This is a genomic window from Nonomuraea sp. NPDC050547 (genome assembly GCF_044457345.1).
In the GTDB taxonomy this organism is placed as follows: Bacteria; Actinomycetota; Actinomycetes; order Streptosporangiales; family Streptosporangiaceae; genus Nonomuraea.
Genome location: NZ_JBITGW010000006.1, coordinates 76,683 through 97,534, shown reverse-complemented (window position 1 = coordinate 97,534; position 20,852 = coordinate 76,683). Strand labels below are relative to the sequence as shown.

The 20,852-nt window shown below is 72.6% G+C and carries 17 protein-coding genes; 9 read left to right on the top strand and 8 right to left on the bottom strand.

Going from position 1 to position 20,852, the window contains the following annotated elements; all coding sequences use genetic code 11:
- Window positions 1-133: 133 nt before the first annotated feature.
- Together ACIBHY_RS16660 and ACIBHY_RS16655 are read right to left on the bottom strand one after the other, a co-directional pair.
- Window positions 134-1,360: an HRDC domain-containing protein gene (locus tag ACIBHY_RS16660; protein ID WP_397242480.1), complete on the bottom strand. Its 1,227-nt coding sequence runs from the start codon at window positions 1,358-1,360 to the stop codon at window positions 134-136.
- A complete protein-coding gene (locus ACIBHY_RS16655) occupies window positions 1,357-1,950 on the bottom strand; it encodes a DUF3000 domain-containing protein (protein WP_397242482.1) in 594 nt (197 codons plus the stop codon). Before ACIBHY_RS16655 ends, ACIBHY_RS16660 begins: the two co-directional genes overlap by 4 nt.
- A gap of 481 nt (window positions 1,951-2,431) precedes the next feature.
- On the opposite strand from ACIBHY_RS16655, the gene hemE reads away from it, so the two are divergent.
- Both hemE and ACIBHY_RS16645 read left to right on the top strand, forming a co-directional pair.
- The gene (hemE, locus tag ACIBHY_RS16650; RefSeq protein ID WP_397243779.1) at window positions 2,432-3,445 is read left to right on the top strand and encodes a uroporphyrinogen decarboxylase; all 1,014 of its coding nucleotides are present in this window, start codon (window positions 2,432-2,434) and stop codon (window positions 3,443-3,445) included.
- A gap of 71 nt (window positions 3,446-3,516) precedes the next feature.
- The gene (locus tag ACIBHY_RS16645; protein WP_397307071.1) at window positions 3,517-5,307 is read left to right on the top strand and encodes a BTAD domain-containing putative transcriptional regulator; all 1,791 of its coding nucleotides are present in this window, start codon (window positions 3,517-3,519) and stop codon (window positions 5,305-5,307) included.
- A 1-nt stretch (window position 5,308) separates the two neighbouring features.
- Here ACIBHY_RS16645 and ACIBHY_RS16640 read toward each other — a convergent pair whose 3' ends face one another.
- Window positions 5,309-6,238, bottom strand: coding sequence for a DUF4349 domain-containing protein (locus ACIBHY_RS16640; RefSeq protein WP_397307070.1), 930 nt, complete (start codon window positions 6,236-6,238; stop codon window positions 5,309-5,311).
- 99 nt (window positions 6,239-6,337) lie between these two features.
- Between ACIBHY_RS16640 and hemG the strand changes: the two genes are divergently transcribed.
- The 3 genes from hemG (at window position 6,338) to ACIBHY_RS16625 (ending at window position 9,197) form a co-directional block, all read left to right on the top strand.
- Window positions 6,338-7,735, top strand: a complete 1,398-nt coding sequence (gene hemG, locus ACIBHY_RS16635) for a protoporphyrinogen oxidase (RefSeq protein WP_397307069.1) — start codon at window positions 6,338-6,340, stop codon at window positions 7,733-7,735.
- Window positions 7,728-8,429, top strand: coding sequence for a hydrogen peroxide-dependent heme synthase (gene hemQ, locus ACIBHY_RS16630; protein ID WP_379613830.1), 702 nt, complete (start codon window positions 7,728-7,730; stop codon window positions 8,427-8,429). Before hemG ends, hemQ begins: the two co-directional genes overlap by 8 nt.
- A gap of 195 nt (window positions 8,430-8,624) precedes the next feature.
- Window positions 8,625-9,197 (top strand): hypothetical protein, encoded by a 573-nt coding sequence (locus ACIBHY_RS16625; RefSeq protein WP_397307068.1) that lies wholly within the window; start codon window positions 8,625-8,627, stop codon window positions 9,195-9,197.
- 184 nt (window positions 9,198-9,381) lie between these two features.
- Here ACIBHY_RS16625 and msrB read toward each other — a convergent pair whose 3' ends face one another.
- On the bottom strand, window positions 9,382-9,783 hold the full coding sequence (msrB, locus tag ACIBHY_RS16620; protein WP_397242492.1) for a peptide-methionine (R)-S-oxide reductase MsrB: 402 nt from the start codon (window positions 9,781-9,783) through the stop codon (window positions 9,382-9,384).
- 531 nt (window positions 9,784-10,314) lie between these two features.
- Between msrB and ligD the strand changes: the two genes are divergently transcribed.
- A complete protein-coding gene (gene ligD / locus ACIBHY_RS16615) occupies window positions 10,315-11,325 on the top strand; it encodes a non-homologous end-joining DNA ligase (RefSeq protein WP_397242494.1) in 1,011 nt (336 codons plus the stop codon).
- Between the two features lie 65 nt (window positions 11,326-11,390).
- Window positions 11,391-12,002 carry a glyoxalase gene (locus ACIBHY_RS16610; protein WP_397242496.1) on the top strand — a complete coding sequence of 204 codons (612 nt, stop codon included), beginning with the start codon at window positions 11,391-11,393 and terminating at the stop codon, window positions 12,000-12,002.
- 40 nt (window positions 12,003-12,042) lie between these two features.
- On the opposite strand, the gene ACIBHY_RS16605 is transcribed toward ACIBHY_RS16610, so the two are convergent.
- Window positions 12,043-14,202: an alpha-L-fucosidase gene (locus tag ACIBHY_RS16605; RefSeq protein WP_397307067.1), complete on the bottom strand. Its 2,160-nt coding sequence runs from the start codon at window positions 14,200-14,202 to the stop codon at window positions 12,043-12,045.
- A gap of 130 nt (window positions 14,203-14,332) precedes the next feature.
- Between ACIBHY_RS16605 and ACIBHY_RS16600 the strand changes: the two genes are divergently transcribed.
- Window positions 14,333-16,339, top strand: coding sequence for an acyl-CoA dehydrogenase (locus ACIBHY_RS16600; protein WP_397307066.1), 2,007 nt, complete (start codon window positions 14,333-14,335; stop codon window positions 16,337-16,339).
- A 10-nt stretch (window positions 16,340-16,349) separates the two neighbouring features.
- Window positions 16,350-18,200, top strand: a complete 1,851-nt coding sequence (locus ACIBHY_RS16595; RefSeq protein ID WP_397307065.1) for a polysaccharide lyase family 8 super-sandwich domain-containing protein — start codon at window positions 16,350-16,352, stop codon at window positions 18,198-18,200.
- Here the strand turns inward: ACIBHY_RS16595 and ACIBHY_RS16590 are convergent.
- The 3 genes from ACIBHY_RS16590 to ACIBHY_RS16580 form a co-directional block, all read right to left on the bottom strand.
- On the bottom strand, window positions 18,178-18,846 hold the full coding sequence (locus tag ACIBHY_RS16590) for a class F sortase (protein ID WP_397307064.1): 669 nt from the start codon (window positions 18,844-18,846) through the stop codon (window positions 18,178-18,180). The genes ACIBHY_RS16595 and ACIBHY_RS16590 overlap by 23 nt on opposite strands.
- A complete protein-coding gene (locus ACIBHY_RS16585) occupies window positions 18,847-19,320 on the bottom strand; it encodes a hypothetical protein (protein WP_397271449.1) in 474 nt (157 codons plus the stop codon).
- A 66-nt stretch (window positions 19,321-19,386) separates the two neighbouring features.
- On the bottom strand, window positions 19,387-20,820 hold the full coding sequence (locus tag ACIBHY_RS16580) for an aldehyde dehydrogenase family protein (protein ID WP_397242508.1): 1,434 nt from the start codon (window positions 20,818-20,820) through the stop codon (window positions 19,387-19,389).
- Between the last annotated feature and the right edge of the window lie 32 nt (window positions 20,821-20,852).

Below are 20,852 nucleotides of genomic sequence, written 5' to 3'. Positions count from 1 at the left end.
TTGCTCGACGACTGGCCGGAGGAATCTCAGGAAGGCACCGATCGCCATGATCGACGGGGACGGCACGACGGCACGCCCGGACATGCACTGGACCGAGGGGTAGAAGCGCGGCGCCGCCTCCGCGGAGGCGGCGTCAGACCTCGCCCTTGGTCTCCAGCCGGTCCAGGGCCTTGGTGAGCGGATGCGCCGTGAGGCCGATCTGCCACTCGCGGGCCCCCAGCGAACGCAGCCGCTCGGCCACCGTCGCGTCGTCGAGCACCGCGGGCGGCTCCCACGTCAGGCGGCGGACCGCGTCGGGCTGCAGGAGGTTCTCGGTGGGCATCCGGTGCTCGTCGGCCAGCGCCGCCACCACCGCGCGCGCGGCGGCCAGGCGCTTGGCGGCGGCCGGGTCACGGTCGGCCCAGCGGTTGGCCGGCGGCGGGCCGTCACCGGGCGAGCTCGGCGCGGGCAACTGGCCGTCGGGCAGCGCCCGCGCGCGGCTGACCGCCGACAGCCAGTCGGACATGTAGCGCCGCGCGCTGCGCCCGGTGAACGCGGAGATCTCGGTGAGCGCCTTCTTGGTGCGCGGCACCTCCAGCGCGGCGGTCACGATCGCGGCGTCGGGCAGGACGCGGCCGGGGGCCAGATCCTTCTCCCTGGCGATCGTGTCGCGCATCGTCCACAGCTCGCGCACGATGGCCAGCGCCCGGACGTTGCGGACCTTGTGGATGCCGGAGGTACGCCGCCAGGGGTCGGACCGCGGCGACGGCGGCGGCGTGGCCAGCACGGCCGCGAACTCCTCCTGGGCCCACTCCAGCTTGCCGCTCTCCTCCAGCTGCGCGTGAAGCTCGTCACGCAGCTCCACCAGCACCTCGACGTCGAGCGCCGCGTAACGCAGCCAGTCCTCGGGCAGCGGCCTGGTCGACCAGTCGGCCGCCGAATGGCCTTTCTCCAGCCGCAGGCCGAGGACGGTCTCGACCATGGTGCCCAGGCCCACGCGCTCGTACCCGAGCAGTCGCCCGGCCAGCTCGGTGTCGAACATCCGGCGCGGCCGGAAGCCGATCTCGGCCAGACACGGAAGGTCCTGCGAGGCGGCGTGCAGGACGACCTCGGCATCGGACACGGCCGCGTCGAGCGCGCTCAGGTCGGGACAGCCCATGGGGTCGATGAGCGCGCTTCCCGCGCCGATGCGGCGCAGCTGGACGAGATAGGCGCGGTTGCCGTAGCGGTAGCCGGAGGCCCGCTCGGCGTCGACCGCGACGGGCCCGCTGCCGGCGGCGAACGCCTCGATCGTGCGGGCCAGCCCCGCGGCGTCGGCGATCACCGTCGGGATACCCTCGCGCGGCTCTAGCAGCGGGACGACGGTCTGTTCTTCTGTCACTGCCGAAAGGACTCCGGATCTTCACGATGGCGCGGCAGCGTGGCCACGTCGGGCGGGAGGGGTGGGATCCCCGCCGCCAGGCACATGAGGTCGCACCAGGCGGCGACGTGACCCGAGAGGTCCTCCTCCGTCGGGGACCAGGACGCCCTCAGTTCCAGCTCGGTGGTGACCGGGTCTTCCGCTTTGTTGCCGAACCCCTCGGACACGGCCCTTGTCACAGTACCGCCAGCGGCGGTGTAAGCGGCGTGGTGGGACTCCAACGCCTCGGTCAGCCAGCTCCACGCGACCGGGCCGAGCAGCGGATCGGAGGTGATCTCCGGCTCCATGTCGGCCCGCACGTAGGCGACGAGGCGGAAGGGGCCGTCCCAGCCACGCTGGCCGTCAGGGTCGAACAGCAGGATCAGCCGCCCCACCGCCAGCTCGTCGTCGTCGCGGTAGACGGACGCGCCGATGGCGGCCGAGTAGGGCGCCAGCCGCTGGGGGGCGGGCAGGTCCTCGAGTTCGATCTCGGGCCGCACGTCGATCGGCCGCAGGCTCTCCGCGGCGCGCAGGAACGCCGGGGGAGGCGGCGGCCGGTCACCGACGGTCATAGTCGAAGCGTAGGTCGCTGACGGACGGAAGGGGACCACGGGGGTGCTCATACGATGTGCTCAAGCCGCGGCCGTCACCAGCGTCCGGGTCCGCGCGGGCACCTGTGGCGCCCCGAGGAACACGGCCAGCCCGCAGTCCGTGCACGCCCAGTCGGGGCACGTGTCAGGCTCGTGCCCGTCAACGCAGAGCGGCTGCTCGAACAGCCGCTCGCCGGCGCAGTCGGGGCAATGTTCACTGCGGAGGGAGCTCCACAACGCGGTCATCGCACGGGGCCTTTCTTGTGATCGTGGGTCTGACGGTGACACGGCTCGCTGACAATTCCCCGCAACGCGCTCGGCGTGTCCCGAAAGTGGTTGCCGAATCGATGCCGCGCGGCGGCTTGGCGAACTCTTGATCCAGAATTTCCCGCCTTGCTCCGGTGCGCGGACCACGCGAGTGCCGTGGCAGGCTTGGAGCGTGAATCTCGACGACTCCGCCTTCCTGCGCGCCTGCCGCCGTCAGCCCGTCCCGCACACCCCCGTGTGGTACATGCGGCAAGCCGGCCGTTCGCTGCCCGAATACCTGAAGGTGCGCGAGGGCACGGCGATGCTGGCCGCGTGCGCCGACCCGGACCTGATCGTCGAGATCACCCTGCAGCCGATCCGCCGCTACGGCGTCGACGCCGCCATCTTCTTCAGCGACATCGTCGTCCCGCTCAAGGCCATCGGCGTCGACCTCGACATCAAGCCGGGCGTCGGCCCCGTCATCGCCAGCCCGATCCGCGACGCCAAGGGCCTGCAGGCCCTGCGCCCCCTGGAGCCCGGCGACGTCCCCTACGTCACCGAGGCGATCGGGTCGCTGGTGGGCGAGCTCGGGTCCACGCCGCTCATCGGCTTCGCGGGCGCGCCGTTCACGCTGGCGTCGTACCTGATCGAGGGTGGCCCCTCCAAGAACCACGACCGCACCAAAGCCATGATGTACGGCGAGCCGGACCTCTGGCACGCGCTCATGGACCGCCTGACCGGCATCGTCCTGGAGCACCTGCGCATCCAGGTCAGGGCCGGGGCCTCGGCCATCCAGCTGTTCGACTCCTGGGTCGGCGCGATCGCGCCCGCCGACTACCGCGAGTTCATCGCGCCCCACACCAGCCGCATCTTCGCCGGGGTGCCGGAGGTGCCGCGCATCCACTTCGGCGTCGGCACCGGCGAACTGCTCGGCGTGCTCGGCGAGGTGGGCCCCGACGTGGTGGGCGTCGACTGGCGGGTGCCGCTCGACGAGGCCGCCCGCCGCGTCGGCCCCGGCAGGGCGCTGCAGGGCAACCTCGACCCGGCCATCCTGCTGGCCCCGTGGGAGGTCGTCGAGGAGCGCGCGCTCGACATCCTGCGCAGGGGCCGCGCGGCCGAGGGCCACGTCTTCAACCTCGGCCACGGCGTCCTGCCCAGCACCGACCCGGACCAGCTCAAGCGGTTGACAGATCTGGTCCATTCCTTTGACCCCGATACCGCCCGGCTATGACCCCCTGACATACTTCGGGCGACTTAGTATCGTCGGGGGCGTCGGGTGCGAGGCAACCGGGGGGAACCGGCGTGGAGTTCGGCGTTCTGGGGGAATTGGCGATCGTCCGTGACGGCAGCGCGGTCGCGCTGACCTCGGCCAAGCAGCGCAACATCCTGGCCGTGCTGCTGAGCAGGGCCAACCGGGCCACCCCCGACGGCAGGCTCGCGGAGGCGGTGTGGGGGCAGGCGCCGCCGTCCCCGGCCACGGTCCGCTGGCACGTCCACCACGTACGGCAGGCGATCGGCGACGACCGCGTCGCCCGGCGCGGCGAGGCCTACCTGCTGCTCCTCGACCCGGCCGAGCTCGACGCCGCCCGCTTCGAGCGCCTGCTCACGCGGGCCCGTGCGGAAGCCTCCCCCGAAGCGGCCGCCGCCACGTACGGCGAGGCGCTCGCCCTGTGGCGCGGCGAGGCCTACGCCGGCCTTCACGCGGTGAGCTGTGAGGCGGCCCGCCTGGAGGAATTACGCCTGGCTGCGGCGGAGGAACGGGCGGAGAAGCTGCTCGCCCTCGACCGTCCCGCGGAGGCCGCCGCCGAGCTGGCGCCGCTGGTGGCCGCCCAGCCCCTGCGTGAACGCCTGCGCGCCGCCCACCTGCTCGCCCTGCACCGATCCGGCCGCCGGGCCGAGGCGCTGAGCTCCTACCGGGAGGGCCGTTCGCGTCTGGTGGCCGAGCTGGGCGTCGAGCCCGGCCGCCACCTGCGCGCCGCCCACGCCCAGGCCCTGGACGGCGACCAGCCGCCGCCGCACCCCGCCCAGCTGCCCCAGGACGTCGCCGCCTTCACCGGCCGCCGCCTGGAGCTCGCCGCCCTCGACCGCTCGCTCGAAACGGGCGCGACGGCCGTCATCACCGGCCCGGCCGGCATCGGCAAGACCGGGCTGGCCCTGCGCTGGGCGCACGCGCGGGCGGCCCGCTTCCCCGACGGCCAGCTCGCCGCCGACCTGCGCGCCAGGACCGGCCCGCTGCCGCCCGCCGAGGTGCTGGCCAGGTTCCTGCGCGCGCTCGGCGTCACCCGCGTCCCCGACGGCCTCGACGAGCGCGCCGCCCTCTACCGCACGCTGTTGCGCCGCCGCCGCGTGCTGCTGGTCCTGGACGACGCCGCGTGCGCCGCCCAGGTACGCCCGCTGCTGCCCGGCGCGCCCGGCTGCCGGGTGCTGGTCACCGGGCGCGGCCGGTTCGAGGGCCTGGTGGGGGAGGGCGCCTCGTCCACGCGACTCGACGTGCTGCCCAGCGACCAGGCGGTGAACCTCCTGCGCCGCCTCGTCCCCTCTCCTCCGGCGCGAGAGGACGAAGGCCTCAAGCAGCTCGCCCAGCTGTGCGACGGGCTGCCGCTGGCGCTGCGCATCGCCGCCGCCCGGCTCGCCACCCGCCCCGGCTGGACCGCCGGGCTCCTGGCCGGACGGATGCGCGCCGAGCACAGCCGCCTCGACGAGCTGCGCGCCGGCGACCTCGACGTCCGCGCCGCCATCGCGTCCGGCTACGACGCCGTCGGCGAGCGCGAACGCCTGCTCTTCTGCCTGCTCGGCCTGCTGCCCGCGGCCGTCGAGTGCACCCCGTGGCTGGCCACCGTCATGCTCGGCGCGGGCATCGAGGAGGCCGGCGGACTGCTCGACCGCCTCGCCGACGAACAGCTCCTGCGGCACGAGCGCGCCGACGAGCAGGGCTGGGAGCGCTACCGCATGTACCACCTGGTCCGGCTGTTCGCGGCCGAGCGGGCCGCCGCCGAGGTGCCCGCCCGCCTGCGCGAACAGGCCGTGGCCCGCGCCATGGCCTCCCCGATGGGCCGCCGCCGGACCATCTCGTCCAAGCTCTGCGTGGTGTGAGCTAGGTGGCGGGCGTCTCCTCCGGCGCCGCGGGGGTGGCCGGTTCGCCGGTACGGCGGCGCCGTACCAGGAAGATCACGAGCAGCACCACGGGCGCGACGATCAGCAACCAGGGCAGCACCACGCCCACGACGGTCACCACGACCTTGAGGAAGTCCACGAGCGCCCGCCACCCCGCGGCGAGGCCGCCGAGGAAGCCGGGCGGGTCGTCGTCGGGCGGCAGCACCTCGGCGGCCGGGCCCACCAGCCGCAGCGTCACCGTGGCCATGCCGACCTGCGCGGCCAGTTCCTTCTGCCGGGCCTGGAGAGACTCCAGCTCGGCCTCGCGGTTCTGGATCTCGCGCTCGACCTGGAGCACCTGGCCGATGGTCTTGGCCTTGCCCAGCAGCGAACGGAGCGAGGCGAGCGCTCCCTCGGCCGACTTCAGCCGGCTGTTGACGTCGGCGACCTCCATGGTCACGTCCTGGGTGCCCTGGGTCATGGACAGCCGCTTGCCGAGGTCGCGGCCGAGGACGGTCAGGATCTCCTGGTATCGGGCGGGCGGGATCTTGAACTCGAGGGTCGCGCTGGCCTCCTGCTGTTCGGCGGCGCTGGACTCCTCCTTCGACAGGTGCCCGCCGGCGCCGGTGACGAGCGTCTTGGCCCGGTCGGCGGCGGCCGTGACGTCCCTGGCCCGCACGGTCAGGGTGGCGATGTAGATGATCTGACGTTCCTCGGCGGTCACCTTCACGTCCGAGGTGATCGTCTTGCCGCCTGCCTCGTCCTTCGCCTCGTCCTTCGCCGAGTAGTCGGCATCCGCGCGGGCCGGACCGACCGCCGCGCTCTCGGGCCGGGAGACGTCGCTGCTCTGGGCGACACCGCCGCTGCCGCTGCCGCCGCAGCCGGACAGCAGCACGACGGCCAGTGCCGCCGCCAACGCCATTGTCTTCATGACCATAAGGACGGGTCGCGCCCGGCGCCGGTTCTAACGGAGGCGTCTCGATAGGGTCACGCGTCCGACCGGCCCCGGCAGGCGGTAGCGTCAGGAAGCGTGGAAGGGAACCGGGCGCACGTCGTCATCGTCGGAGGCGGGATCTCAGGGCTGGCCGCGGCGTGGCATCTGCGGCACAACGGCGGCGAACGCGTCAAGGTGACCGTGCTCGAAGGCAGCCCGCGCATCGGGGGCAAGCTGCACGCCTCCGAGGTGGCGGGGGTCCGGGTGGACGAGGGCGCCGAGGCGATGCTGGCCAGGCGGCCCGAGGGCAAGGACCTGGCCAAGGCCGTGGGGCTCGGCGACGACCTGGTCAGCCCCGGCACCACCTCGGCCGCCATCTACTCGCGCGGCATGCTGCGTACGATGCCCAAGGGCCAGGTGATGGGCGTCCCCGCCGACCTCACCGAGCTGGCCAGGTCGGGCATCATCTCGCCGGCCGGGCTCCTGCGGGTCCCGCTCGACCAGGTGCTCCCCGCCACGCTCGTGCGCACGGACGTCTCCGTCGCCGCCTACATCCGGGCCCGCATGGGCGCCGAGGTCCTCGACCGGCTGGTGGAGCCGCTGCTCGGCGGCGTCTACGCCGGGCGCTCCGACATGCTCTCCCTGGAAGCCACGATGCCGGGCATCGCGATCGCCGCCCGCACGGAGCGTTCCCTGCTCGGCGCCACGCGCGAGATCGTCGGGGACGCCCCCAAGGCGGCGGGGCCGGTCTTCAACTCGCTGCGCGGCGGGCTGGGCAGCCTGCCCGAGGCGGTGGCCAAGGCCTGCGGCGCCGACATCAGGACCGGGGTGACGGTCAGGGAGCTGCGCCGTACCGAGTCGGGCTGGCAGCTGGTGACCGGGCCGGTGCCGCGGCCCGAGGTGATCGAGGCGGACGCGGTGATCCTCGCCGTCCCCGCCGCGCCCGCCGCGCGGCTGCTGCGCGAGGAGGTCCCGAAGGCCGCCGCCGAGCTGGCCAGGATCGAGTACGCCAGCATGGCCATCGTCACCCTCGCCTACACCCCCGACGCCTTTCCCGAGCTGCCGACCGGCAGCGGTTATCTGGTGCCCCCGGTCGAGGGGCGGCCGGTCAAGGCGGCCACGTTCAGCTCCGTCAAGTGGCCGCACCTGTCCGACGACCTGCTCATCGTGCGCTGCTCGGTGGGCCGCATCGGCGAGGAGCACCTTCTGCAGCGCGCGGACTCCGAACTGGTCTCGCTGGCCACGGCGGAGATGGCGGAGGTGATGGGGGTACGCGGGCTGCCCGTGGACACCCGCGTCACCCGGTGGGGCGGCGCGCTGCCGCAGTACAACGTGGGCCACCTGGATCGGGTGGCCAGGGTTCGCGCGGCGGTGGCCGTGCAGCCGGGGCTCGCCGTCTGCGGCGCGGCCTACGACGGGCTCGGGATCCCCGCGTGCGTCGCCACGGCTCGCACGGCGGCCGCCCGGATACTGGGAGAATTGACACATGACTGAGGGCGCGCAGAGGCCGAAGGCCCGCGATCTTAACCAGGTGATCCGCTACACCATGTGGTCGGTGTTCAAGGTCACCGAGCCGTGTCCCGGCAACCGCGAGGGGCTGGCCGACGAGGTCACCGAACTGCTGGAGCAGGAGGCTCGCAAGGGCGTCGTCACCCGCGGCCTCTACGACGTGGCCGGGTTCAGGGCCGACGCCGACTACATGTTCTGGTGGCACGCGGCCTCGCCGGAGGACCTGCAGGACGTGTACTCGCGCTTCCGCCGCACCGGCCTCGGCCGGGGCAGCGAGCCGGTGTGGTCGGCGATGGCGCTGCACCGGCCGGCGGAGTTCAACAAGTCGCACATCCCGGCCTTCCTGGCCGAGGAGGAGCCGCGGGGCTACGTGTGCGTCTATCCGTTCGTGCGTTCGCTGGAGTGGTACCTCCTGGACGACGCCGAGCGGCGGACGATGCTGGCCGAGCACGGGCTGATGGCCCGCGACTACCCGGACGTGCGGGCCAACACGGTGGCCTGCTTCGCGCTGAACGACTACGAGTGGATGCTGGCCTTCGAGGCCGACGAACTGCACCGGATCGTCGACCTGATGCGGCACCTGCGGGGCGCGAAGGCCCGCGAGCACACCCGGATCGAGATCCCCTTCTACACCGGCGTCCGCAAGCCGGTCGGCGAACTGGTCAACGCGCTGCCGTAGGCGGTATTGCCCGGTGCCTTCCGACGGGCCGGGCAAAACCTCCATCTCCCGTACCTGATCTCCTGGTTCTTGCCACAATCGTGAAGGAAATCCCTTGGGAGCGGGGGTGTACGGGTGGCACGTTCCAGAACTCCCGGAAGGCACGGACGGCGGCGGGCGACGTCGCGGTGGCCGTGGCGGGCGGGAGCAGGTGGGGTGGCGCTGGTGCTCGGGATCCTGGCCGGGTGGTTCGCCCTGGAGCGCCCGGATGCGGGCGGAGCGGGGGCGCTGCCGTGGTCGGCGCCCGCCGCGGCCGGCTCGACGAGCAGGTCAGGGGCCGACGCGGGAAGGCCGGTCGTCACGGACCGGCCGGCCGCGACAGACCGGCCGGTCGCGACGGGCACGCCCGTAGCGACGGGCGCGGCGAGTCAGGCGAGTGTGGCGGAGCCCTCCGCGATCACGGCCGAGGGGCAGCACACCGACAAGAAGGCGGCCGAGCACTTCCGGACCCGCTGGGGATCCGGCGACCCGGCCGTCAAACACCTCAAGGACATCCGCACCGTCGGCGGATATCTGCGCATCTACACCGATCTGCCGGAAGAGGCGGACAACTCGAAGAAGGCCCTCACCCTGTGCGAACGCGGCCTCGACTACCTCCGCGAGCAGGGCGTCACCGACCCCGTGGTCTTCGTCCAGGCGGAGTTCGGGGAGAACGGCAACCCGATCCTCGCCAACATCCTCGGCCCTGCCGACACGACCTGCCGTGTCACCCATCCCGACACCGACTGAAACCCGTGGGGTGCTGCCCTGGGGCTCAGCGGACACGGACGCGGGTTTTGAGGCAAACCTCGCACCGCTGCGTGATGACGCGGCCGATCGCCTCAATCGTCACCCAGCGATGACGAAAATGGACAAGGCTCACATAGATTTCCCTACCCGCGCTGGGCGGTCGGTACGCGCTGTCGCCAGCTGATCACTCGGTGGGTTCGAGCCTGAGCGAGACGGAGTTGATGCAGTACCGGTCGTCGGTGGGCGTGGCGTAGCCCTCGCCGTGGAAGACGTGCCCGAGGTGGGAGTCGCAGCGCGCGCAGCGCACCTCGGTGCGGACCATGCTGTGGCTGTGGTCCTCGATCAGGGTGACGGCATCCGACTCCGACGGCTCGAAGAAGCTCGGCCACCCGCAGTGCGATTCGAACTTGGCCTGCGACCGGAACAGCTCCGCCCCGCACGCGCGGCAGGAGTAGACGCCCTCGGTCTTGGTGTCGACGTACTCGCCGGTGAAGGGGCGCTCGGTGCCGGCCTCGCGCAGCACGTGGAACTCCTCGGGCGAGAGCTTCACTCGCCACTCGGCCTCGCTCTTGACCACCTTGTCCATGAGTCCAGCGTACGAGATCCGGCAAAAAGAGATCTCCGCAGGGGGAAGCATCCTTTCTGGGGCGAATCTGCGTCTTTATCAGTATGGGGGGCGTCATCGCCTCCTGTACTGGGGTGAGATCACCCGTCTGGTCGTCCGAGCGGCACAGCCCACGCCCGTGCTGGCGTCGCCGACGACCGTAAGGCCGGCCGGGCGACGCGCCAGCGCCCGGAACGGTGTCGAGTGATCTTCTGTCCGTCCGTCGAGCCCCCGGTCCCGCCACCGGCCGGGCTCCGGACGGCGCCCCTATCTTGTTCCTCTTCGTGGTTCTCTGTCGTGCCGGTCTGTTTTCACAGCGAGTTTCCGTTACGGCGAGCCGCCCCCACCGCCACCCGCCGACGCGGGCGGGCGCCGATCGCCGGGATCGCTTCTCACGTCGGACAGATAGCTCGCCGCCACGGCCCTTCCTTGACCACCCGGCCGGGAACCCGCTCCTGGCGACCGGTGCTCGGTGCGGGCTTCTTGACGGGGGCGGCGAGTATGGTCGTGGGCATGGCATCGCCGTACATAGAGCTTGAAGTCGGAGAGCGGATCGTCAAGGTCACCAACCCCGACAAGGTGTACTTTCCCGATATCGGGATCACCAAGCGGGAGCTGGTGGAGTACTACGTCAGCGTGGGCGAAGGCGCCCTGCGGGCCATGAAGGATCGCCCCACCAACCTCAAGCGCCATCCCGACGGCATCCAGACCGAGGCCATCTATCAGAAGCGCATGCCGCCCAAGCATCCCGACTGGCTGCAGACGGCCACGGTCACGTTTCCGAGCGGGCGCAAGGCCGACTCGCTGCGCGTGACCGAGGTCGCCGCCATCGCCTACTGCGCCAACCTCGGCACCATCGACTTCCACCCCTGGCAGGTGCGGGCCCAGGACGTCGAGCATCCCGACGAGCTCCGCATCGACCTCGACCCGCAGCCCGGTCTGCCCTTCGACGCCGTGCGGAAGGCCGCGTTCCTCACCCGGGAGGTGCTCGACGAGCTGGGGATGACCGGGTTCGCGAAGACGTCCGGCAACCGGGGCGTGCACGTCGCCGTCCGCATCCAGCCGAACTGGGACTTCATCGAGGTGCGGCACGCCGGGATCGCCCTGGCCAGAGCCGTGGCCGACCGCGCGCCCGACCTGGTCACCACCGCCTGGTGGAAGGAGGAGCGGGGCGATCGGGTGTTCATCGACTTCAACCAGAACGCCCGCGACCGCACCGTCGTCAGCGCCTACTCCGTCCGCGCCCGCCCGGAGGCGCTCGTCTCCGCCCCCGTCACCTGGGACGAACTGGCCGACGCGGAGCCCGCCGACTTCGACCTGCGGACGATGCCCGCCCGCTTCGCCGACAAGGGCGACGTCCACGCCGCCATCGACGACCAGGCCCACCCCCTCGACCAGCTCCTGGAGTGGTACGCCAAGGACGACCGCGGCGACATGCCCTACCCGCCCAACTACCCGAAGATGCCCGGCGAGCCGATGCGCGTCCAGCCCAGCAAGGCCAGGGCCAACAAGGACAAGGACTAGCGGGTCGAGCGCATCGAGCAGGAATCGAGAAGCGGGCCCGTCCTGGCGCGCCTAGCGTGGGGGCCATGGCCTACCTGGAATTCGTCACCCTAGAGGTGCCCAACCCCGCGGACGCCGAGCGCTTCTACGCCGCCGCCTTCGGCCTCGACGACCGGCTGCGCCTGCGAGCCTCGGACGCGCCCACGTCGGGCTTCCGCGGCTTCGCCATGTCGCTCGTCGTCGCCCAGCCCTCCACCGTCGACAGCCTCTACGGCACCGCTGCCGATGCCGGCGCCAAGACCCTGAAGCCGGTCGCGAAGTCCCTGTGGGGCTACGGCGGCGTGGTGCAGGCCCCGGACGGCACGATCTGGACGATCGCGAGCTCGTCGAAGAAGGACACCGGCCCGGCGACACGGAAGATCGACGCGGTGGTGCTGCAGTTGGGCGTGCAGGACGTGGCGGCGAGCAGGCGGTGCTACGTCGAGCACGGATTCGAGGTGACGAAGAGCTACGGGGGCAGGTACGTCGAGTTCTCGCCGCCGTCGAGCCCTCTCGCGCTGTCGCTCTACAAGCGCAAGGCTCTGGCCAAGGTCTCCGGCGTTCCGGCCGAGGGGAGCGGGTCGCACCGGCTGGTCATCGGCAGCGACGCCAAGCCCTTCACCGATCCGGACGGCTTCGTGTGGGCGCCGTCAGCCTGACCCCAGGCCGTCCGCCTTGTGGTTTCGGTGAGGACGAGGGTTAGCGCTCTGGGGCCGTTCTGTAGAGGGCGAAGTGGGTCAGGTACGGCTGGGCGCGGTGGGCGGTGACGCGGAGGCGGAACTCCTGCCCGGTTACCGGCTCGGCCAGGGTGAGGATGCGCTTGTAGCCGATCGTGCCCGCGGCGGCGATCTGGCGCCAGGTGCCGTCGGCCTGCCGTACCTCCACCACGGCGGACTCGACCTGCTGGCCGTGGCGGATGTCCTCCGCCAGGACGACCTTGTCGACCTCGTGTGGGATGGGCAGCGTGATCTCCAGGGGGCCGGTGACCTTCCAGGAGGTGTCCCGGTCGCCGTCCAGGGCCGGGTGGCCGGTGGGCTTCGCGCCGGTGGCCAGGTTGAAGGGGAACTCGCGGTCCAGTCTGGCCCGCCACTCGCGGAGCCTCGCCACGTCGGCGGCGGGTAGCCTGCCCTCTGTGTCCGGGGGGATGTTGAGCAGCAGGACGGCGTTGCGGCCCACGGACGTGAGGTAGATGTCCAGGAGCTGGTCGGCCGTCTTGGGCTGCTGCTCGGGGTGGTAGAACCAGCCCGGGCGGATGCTGACGTCGACCTCGGCGGGCCACCACTGGAGGTGGGTGGCGGTGGCGGCGGCCTCGGTGATGGCGGTGCGGCTGCCGGTGTCGGGGCTGCTGGGGAGGGCGGCGTAGTCGAGGTGGGCCTCGCCGGTCAGGCGGATGGGGATGGGGCTCCACTCGTTCTCGCGGGCCAGGCCGCCCTCGTTGCCGACCCAGCGCACGTCGGGGCCGGCCACGGCGATCGTGGCCTGGGGCGCCAGGTCGCGGATGAGGGCGTACCAGCTGTCGAAGTCGTATGTCTCGGTCTTGCCGGGTGGGATGCGGCCCAGCGAGCCGTCGAACCAGACCTCGTCCACCTGCCCGTACCCGGTGAGCACCTCGTGGAGCTGGTTGAGCATGTACGCGCCGTAGTCGGTGGCCTCATAGGTGCGTGTTCTGGCAGGAGGGCGGGTGTCGCCTTCGACCGGGGTGGGGATGCTGCGGGGGGAGCGGGGGCTGCCGTTGGCGTAGACGCCGCGGGCGTAGGAGTTCTCGTCGGCCGGGGAGATGTACACGCCGACCTTCAGGCCGTGCTCGCGGGCGGAGTCGGTGAAGGCGCGCAGGACGTCGCCCCCGCCGTCGCGCCAACTGCTCGCGGCGACGGTGTGGGCGGTGTAGCGGGAGGGGTAGAGCACGAAGCCGTCGTGGTGCTTGACGGTGAGGACGGCCAGCCCGAACCCGGCCGCCTTCAGCTCGCGGGCCCACTGATCGGTGTCGAGGCCGGTCGGCTGGAACAGATCCGGGTCCTCGTCGCCGTAGCCCCACTCCTGGCCGGTGAAGGTGTTGACGCCGAAGTGCAGGAAGGCGGTCTGTTCGAGGCGTTGCCAGTCGTACTGGCGCGGGGTGGGCCGGAGCATCGCGGCCTTGGCCACCAGTGAGGCCGGGTCCTCCGCCGCGCTCACCGGCAGCCGCCAGCCTGGCTCCAGGCCGCCGGTCGGGAGCGTCCCTTCGTCCGTGGCCGGGGTTCCGATCCGCCCGGCGGGGAGGAGGCGAGGCGCGAAGGCGCCGGTGAACGGGGTGGCTACGGCCCGGCTGACCAGCGCCTTGATGCCGTGGCCGGAGGACGACGGGTGCGCGTCGTTGCCCAGGCCGATGGTGTCGGCGAGCTTCGGGGCCCTGGCCTCGGGCGAGGTGACCGGGGGGAGCGGGGCGCCGTCCAGGTACGCCCGCAGGGTCGCGCCGGCCGGGGCCGGCTCGTAGGCGAGGGCCACGGTGTGTTCCCTGCCCGGCTCGGGGGCTTCCACCGTGGCCTTGACGTCGGCGAAGCCGTACTCCATCTCGGTGGCCGTGCGGTGGCGGAACCAGATGCCGCCGCCGATGGACAGGAGAGTGGCCGACGCGTTCTGGGCCGGGTCCGGGGTGTACGCGGCTTCCACGGCGATCGGGTGGTCCACGGTGGCCGCGCCGAGCGGTCGCGCCGGGTGGTAGGTGAGGCCTTCCGCACCGCCCTTCAGGCGTACCCCGGCGCCGATCTCGTGTTCCTCGCCGCCGGTGCGCCTGGTCAGCTGCCCGGCGGCGACCTCGCCGGTGGCCGGGGTGTAGCCGGTCCTGGTCGTGAACGATCCGCCGAACCCGACGTCCAGCACCATGCTTGCCCCTTGCTCCATCAGAGGTCGGATGACCGCCGAGATCGTATGCGGGTTTCTGCGTGGTTGGCCAGAGTTGCCGACAGATTCGTCCAACCTTGAACGCGACCGAACAAGGTTCTAGAGTCGGCCCATGAGCATCGGACTGACCGAGGAACACCGGGCGCTGGCCGAGTCCGTACGCGGGCGGGCCGGACGCGGGATCGACCGGGCGGCGCTGGCGCGGCAGGGCCTGTTCGGCGTCCACGTGCCGGAGTCGCACGGCGGCCAGGGCTTCGGGCTGCCGGAGCTCTGCGTCGTGCTGGAGGAACTGGGCCGGGCTCGCGCCGGCGGCGCCTTCCTGCCCACCGTCCTGGCCGCCGCCGCCCTCGCCGCCGGCGACCCCCTGCTCGACGGCCTCGCCGATGGCACCCTCACCGCCACGGTCGCCCTCTCCGGTACGGCTACCGCCCTCGGCCCCGCCGACGCCGATCTCTTCCTCGTGCCCGTGGACGGCGGCTGGGCACTGCTCGACGGTTCGTCCGTCACCGCCGACCCCCTGGAGGGCGTGGACCTCGACCGCCCGCTCTGCGCGGTGACCGTGACCGAGGTGCCCGCGGGGCGGGAACTGGGGCCGGTGCCGGTCAGGGAGCTGGCGGCCGTGCTGCTCGGGGCCGAGGCGTGCGGCCTGGCCGCCTGGGCGGTGGACACCGCCGCCTCCTACGCCAAGGTCCGCGAGCAGTTCGGGCGGCCGATCGGGCAGTTCCAGGGCGTCAAGCACCGGGTCGCGGCCGCGCTGGTCGCCCTGGAGCAGGCCCGCGCCGCCGTCTGGGACGCCGCCCGTGCCCTCGACACGGCGAGCAGTACAGAAGCGGATGAGGTGGGGCTCGCGGTGGCGGTGGCGGCGGTGCTCGCGCCCGACGCGGCCGTACGCTGCACCGCGGACGCGATCCAGGTGCTGGGCGGCATCGGCTACACCTTCGAGCACGACGCGCACCGCTACTACCGCCGCGCCCTGTCCGGCCGCATGCTGGCCGGCGACCCGGGCGAGTGGAGCGAGCGCGTGGCCCGCCTGGCCGCGGCGGGCACGCGGCGGGCCATGGAGCCCGACCTGCCCGAGGAGGCGGCGGCGCTGCGGGCGGAGGTCCGGGCGCAGGCGGGGGAACTGGCCAGGGAAGAGCCTCTGGCCCGGCTCGGCCGGTTCGCGCGGGAGGGCTGGATCATGCCCCATCTGCCCAAGCCGTGGGGCCGGGCCGCCACCCCGCTGGAGCAGGTCGTCATCCACCAGGAGTTCCGCGAGCTGAAGCGGCCCAACCTGGGCATCGCGGCCTGGGCGGTGCCCTCCATCGTCGCCTACGGCACCCGCGAGCAGCAGGAACGTTTCCTGCCCAGGACGTTCACCGGCGAGATCGTGTGGTGCCAGCTGTTCAGCGAGCCCGGCGCCGGCTCCGACCTGGCGGGCCTGTCGGCCAAGGCCACCCGGGTGGAGGGCGGCTGGTCGCTGAGCGGGCAGAAGATCTGGACGTCGCTGGCCCAGTACGCGCACTGGGGCATCTGCCTGGCCAGGACCTCCCCTGACAAACACCGGGGCATCACGTACTTCCTGGTCGACATGGCCACGCCGGGCGTCACCGTCCGGCCGCTCAAGGAGATCAACGGCGAGGAGATCTTCAACGAGGTCTTCCTGGACGACGTCTTCGTCCCCGACGACCTGGTGGTCGGCGAGGTGGACAACGGCTGGAAGGTGGCCCGCGACACCCTCTCGCACGAGCGCGTCGCCCTCGGCGACTCCTGGGGACCCGGCTCGCAGCACACCGACATGATGCGGCTGGTCACCGCCCGCGACGGCCTGCGCCCGTCGCAATGGGAGCAGGCCGGGCGGTTGTGGGCGGAGGGCCAGGCGATCTCCGCCCTCGGCCTGCGGGTCACGTTGTCCCAGTTGTCGGGCGGCGGCACCGGGACCGCGGCGAGCGTACGCAAACTGCTCGGCATGCGACACGCGCAGGCGATCTCGGAGTTCTGCTGGTCGGTGGACCCGTCCAGCCGCTACTGGAACCGCATGATCCTCACCACCCGCGCCTTCACCATCGGCGGTGGAACCACGGAGGTGCAGCTCAACATCATCGCCGAGCGCGCGCTCGGGCTGCCCCGCGACCCTTAGAGTGATCGTCGTGAGTGAGGCCGCCGACACGATCCGGGCGCGGCTGCTGGCCGCGCTGCACCGCGAGGCCGGGCCGCCGTCCGCCGCGCCGGGCCCCGACGGCCTCTGGGCCGACATCGACTACGCCGACCTGGACGTGACCGTCTGGGCGCCGTTCGAGCATCTGGTCAGGCTCAGGGCGCTGGCCCCGGCCGAGCCGGAACCGGCCGGGCGCGCGCTGGACGCCTGGCTGCGGATGGACCTGCGCTGCCCCAACTGGTGGTACGACCAGCTCGGCGCCCCGCGCGTCCTCGGCGACGCGGCGCTGCTGCTGGGGATCGCGCACGACCCGCGGCTCACCCGGATACTCGGGCGGGCCGCCGTGACCGGGATGACCGGCCAGAACCTGCTCTGGGCGGCCGAGGTGGTCATCCGCCGCTGCCTGCTCGACGGCGACGACGAGGGGCTCGCCGAAGCGTTCGGCCAGGCCGCGACGCTGCTGGTCCCGAGCGAGGGCGAGGGGATCCAGCCCGACCACAGCTTCCACCAGCACGGCCCGCAGCTCTACTCGGGCGGCTACGGCCACAGCTTCGCCGTGGACATGGCGGCCCTGGCCACGCTGGCCTCCGGCACCCCGATGGCGATGCCGGAGGAGGCGATGGAGGTCCTGGCGGCCTACCTTCTCGACGGGCAGCGCTGGATGATCCACGCCGGGCGCTACGACATCGCCTGCATGGGCAGGGAGAGCACCCGCGAGGGCAACGCCGCCCGCGGCCCCGCCCTGGAGGCGGCCGCCAGATCCCTGGCAGCGGGCGGCGGGCCCCGCGCGGAGGAACTGCTGCACTTCGGGCAGGGCCCCGGCACCGGCGCCCGCTACTTCTGGCGCTCCGACTACCTGGCCGTCTACCGTCCGGGCTGGTCGGCGGCGGTCAAGACCTCCTCGACCCGCACGGTCCTGTCCGAGGCGGGCAACGGCGAGGGCCTGAGCGGGCGGCACCTGTGCGACGGCGTGACCCACCTGTGGCGCACCGGCGAGGAGTACCACGCGCTCTGGCCCGTGCAGGACTGGCGCCACCTGCCGGGCACCACCGTCGCCTACCGGGGCGGGCCGCTGCCCGCCGCCGACTTCGGCCAGGACACCGGCGGCTCCGACTTCGCCGGCGGCCTCACCGAAGGCCCCTACGCGATGGCCGCCATGCACCTCGACCGCGACGGCGTCCGGGCCCGCAAGTCGTGGTTCTTCTTCCTGGACGAGTACGTGGCGCTCGGCGCCGGCATCACCTGCGCCGACCCGGACGTCCCCGTCCACACCACCATCGACCAGACCACGCTGACCGGCGAGGTACGCCTGGCCGACGGCACCCTCCACCACAACGGCGTCACCTACTTCTTCCCGCACCCGGCCCCGCTGACGGTCCGCTCCGGCGCACGTTCGGGCAGTTGGGCCGCGGTCAACCGCTCGCAGTCGGCGCGCGAGCTGTCGGCGGACGTCCTGGAGATCTGGCTCGACCACGGCCACGCCCCCTCGGACGCGTCCTACGCCTACCTCGCCGTCCCCGGCCCGCCCGCCGACACGCTGACCGCCCCGCGCCCGCTGACCGTCCTCGCCAACACCCCCGGCATCCAGGCCGTACGGCACAGCACCCTCGACCTCACCCAGATCGTCTTCCACCGCCCCGGCACCCTCGCCCTGCCCGGCGGCTCCATCACCACGGACCGCCCGATCCTGGTGCAGGTACGCGGCCCGTCGGCCCTGTCCGCCGCCTGCCCCTTCGGCACCGGCGGCCAGGCCAACCTCACCCTCGACCACCACGGCACCACCCGCGAGCTGGCCCTGTCCCTGCCGCCCGGACCGACCCTCACCCTTCCGGCCGCCCGCTAGATCGCGGGTAGTACGGGGCGGCCAGGTGGGCGTAGACGATCGTGTTCTCCTCGTAGCTGCCCGCCCTGGCGTCGAAGGCGCCGCCGCAGGTGACCAGGCGCAGACCGGGGTAGGCCAGCCTGCCGTACACCTTGCGGGTGGGGAAGCGGGTCTTGGGGGTGTGCTCGACCCTGTCCACCAGGAACACCGCCACCGACCGGTCGGCGCGCAGCACCTGCACCTGGTCGCCCTTCCTGACGTTGCGCAGGTACGCGAAGACGGCCGGCCCCGTCCGGGTGTCGAGGTGGCCGGTGATGACGGCGGCGCCGCGCTGGCCGGGGACCGGGCCGTAGCGGTACCAGCCGGCCAGATTCGAGGGGTTGAGCGGCGGGTTCTCGATGGCCCCCCGGGCGTCCAGGCCCAGCTCCATCAGCGGGGCGGACACGCCGATGGAGGGGATGTAGACGGCGGTGGGGCGGGCGGGCTCCATCGGGGCGGCGATCCGGCCGCCCTTGGGGATCTTGATGTCGCGCGGCGGGGCGGGTGTGGCGGCGGCCGGGGCCGTGGCCGGGGGCGGGGTGAAGAGGCCGTTCAGGCCGAGGGCGATCAGCGCGATCCCGGCCAGGGAGACGGCGCCCGCCCCGGCCAGGATGAGCTTCTGGGCCAACTACGCGCCGCCCTTGCGCCGCCGTACCGCGAAACCGGTGAGACCCGCGCCCGTCAGGAGCGCGGCGCCGCCGACGGCGAACGGCCAGACGGCGCCCTCGCGCGCCAGCCCGCCGGCGCCCGTCTCGGGGTGGCCGTCGGGGACCCTGCGCTCGTCCTCGTCCACGGGCTTCCACGGGTGCTTCGGCTCGTCCTCCTGCGGGGGCGGGCCCTCGGACCAGGAGTCCTGCGGCTTCGGCTCGCCCGACCAGCTGTCGACCGGGTTCGGGGCCGACGACCACGGGTCCTCCGGCTCGCCCTCGCCCGAAGGCTCGTCGCAGGGGATCAGCGGGAGCGGCAGGCAGGTGGAGACCACGGTGGCGGCTTCCGATCCGGTCTCAGCGGCGGCCGTGCCGATGCCCGCGGCGAGGCTCACCCCGCCGATCACGAACGCCACCAGGGCTCCGGCGGCTGCGAGTCGTCGCGCTAATGCCATGGGCCGAGCCTCGCGAACTATTGGACATGAAGTCAAGTAGTGTGACCGAAGTGAAACGCGTCACTCCTAGGTCTGGATGATGGCAGCCTTCTCCCTGGTGTACTCCAGGACGGCGTCGTGGCCGTAGCCCGAGTCCTTCACGCCGCCGAACGGCAGGCCGGGCGGCATCTGGCGGAAGGTGTTCACCCAGACCGTGCCGCTCTGCAGGTCGCGGACGAACCGGTGGGCGCGGGCCAGGTCGCGGGTCCAGACGCCGGCGGCCAGGCCGTACGCGGAGTCGTTGGCGATGGCGAGCGCCTCGTCGTCGGTGTCGAACGGCATGGCCACCGCCACCGGCCCGAAGATCTCCTCCTGGCAGACGCGCAGCGCGTTGTCCCCGGCGGTGTAGAGAGTGGGGGAGATCCAGTAGCCGCCGGGCAGCCCGGCGACCACGTCGGCGCCGGTCAGCCCGCCGAAGACCAGCTCCGCCCCCTCCTTCTCGGCGATCTCCAGGTAGGAGGCCACGCGCTCGTACTGGCCCGCTGAGACGATCGGGCCCATCGTGGTGGCCAGGTCGAGCGGGTCGCCGAGGATGATGCCCCTGGCGGCCGCGGTGATGCGGGCGAGCATCTCCTCCCAGATCGAGCGGTGGATCAGGATGCGCGAGCCGGCGACGCAGACCTGCCCGGCGTTGCCCGTGTAGATCGAGTTGACCGTCACGCCCTCGGCCGCCCTGTCGAGGTCGGCGTCGGGGAAGACGATGTTCGGGGACTTGCCGCCGAGCTCGAACGTCATCGGCTTGATGCCGGCCGCCCTGGTGATCGCCAGGCCGGTCTCGGTGGAACCGGTGAGGCTGATCTTGTTGACGCCGGGGTGGCGGACCAGCGCGTCGCCGACGTCCTCGCCCATGCCGCCGACGATGTTGAGCACGCCGGGCGGGAAGACGTCCGCCAGCAGCTCGCCCAGCCGCAGCACCGAGACGCTCGCCTGCTCGGCCGGTTTCACGATCACCGTGTTGCCGGCGGCGAGGGCGAAGGCGGCCTTGGCGGAGAACGTCGAGATCGGGCTGTTCCAGGGGATGACGCAGACCGCCACGCCGTACGGCTCGCGCCGCGTCATGCCCAGCGCGTCGGGGCCGAGGATGACCGTATCGCCCTTGACCGCCTCCAGGCACTGGCCGGCGGCGATCTGCCACAGGTAGGCCATGCCGGGCAGGTCTCTCTTCAGGGTGTCGCGCAGGATGCGGCCGTTGTCCGTGGTCTCCAGCGTGGCCAGTTCCTCGGTGTGCCGGGTGAAGATCTCGGCCACCTGCCGCAGGAAGTGCGCGCGGCCCAGGGCGGGCAGGGCGGACCATCTGGGCAGCGCCTTCCTGGCGGCGGCGACGGCGGCTTCCGCGTCGGCCTTCCCGCCTGCGGGGATGCGGGCCCATACCTCTCCGGTGGCCGGATTGACCGAGTCGAGGGTCCTGCCGTCGGCCGCGGGGGCGAGCTTTCCGCCGATGAGGTTGCGGTAGTCAATCACGGGACCAAGCATATGCTTGGTTGGGATCAGGG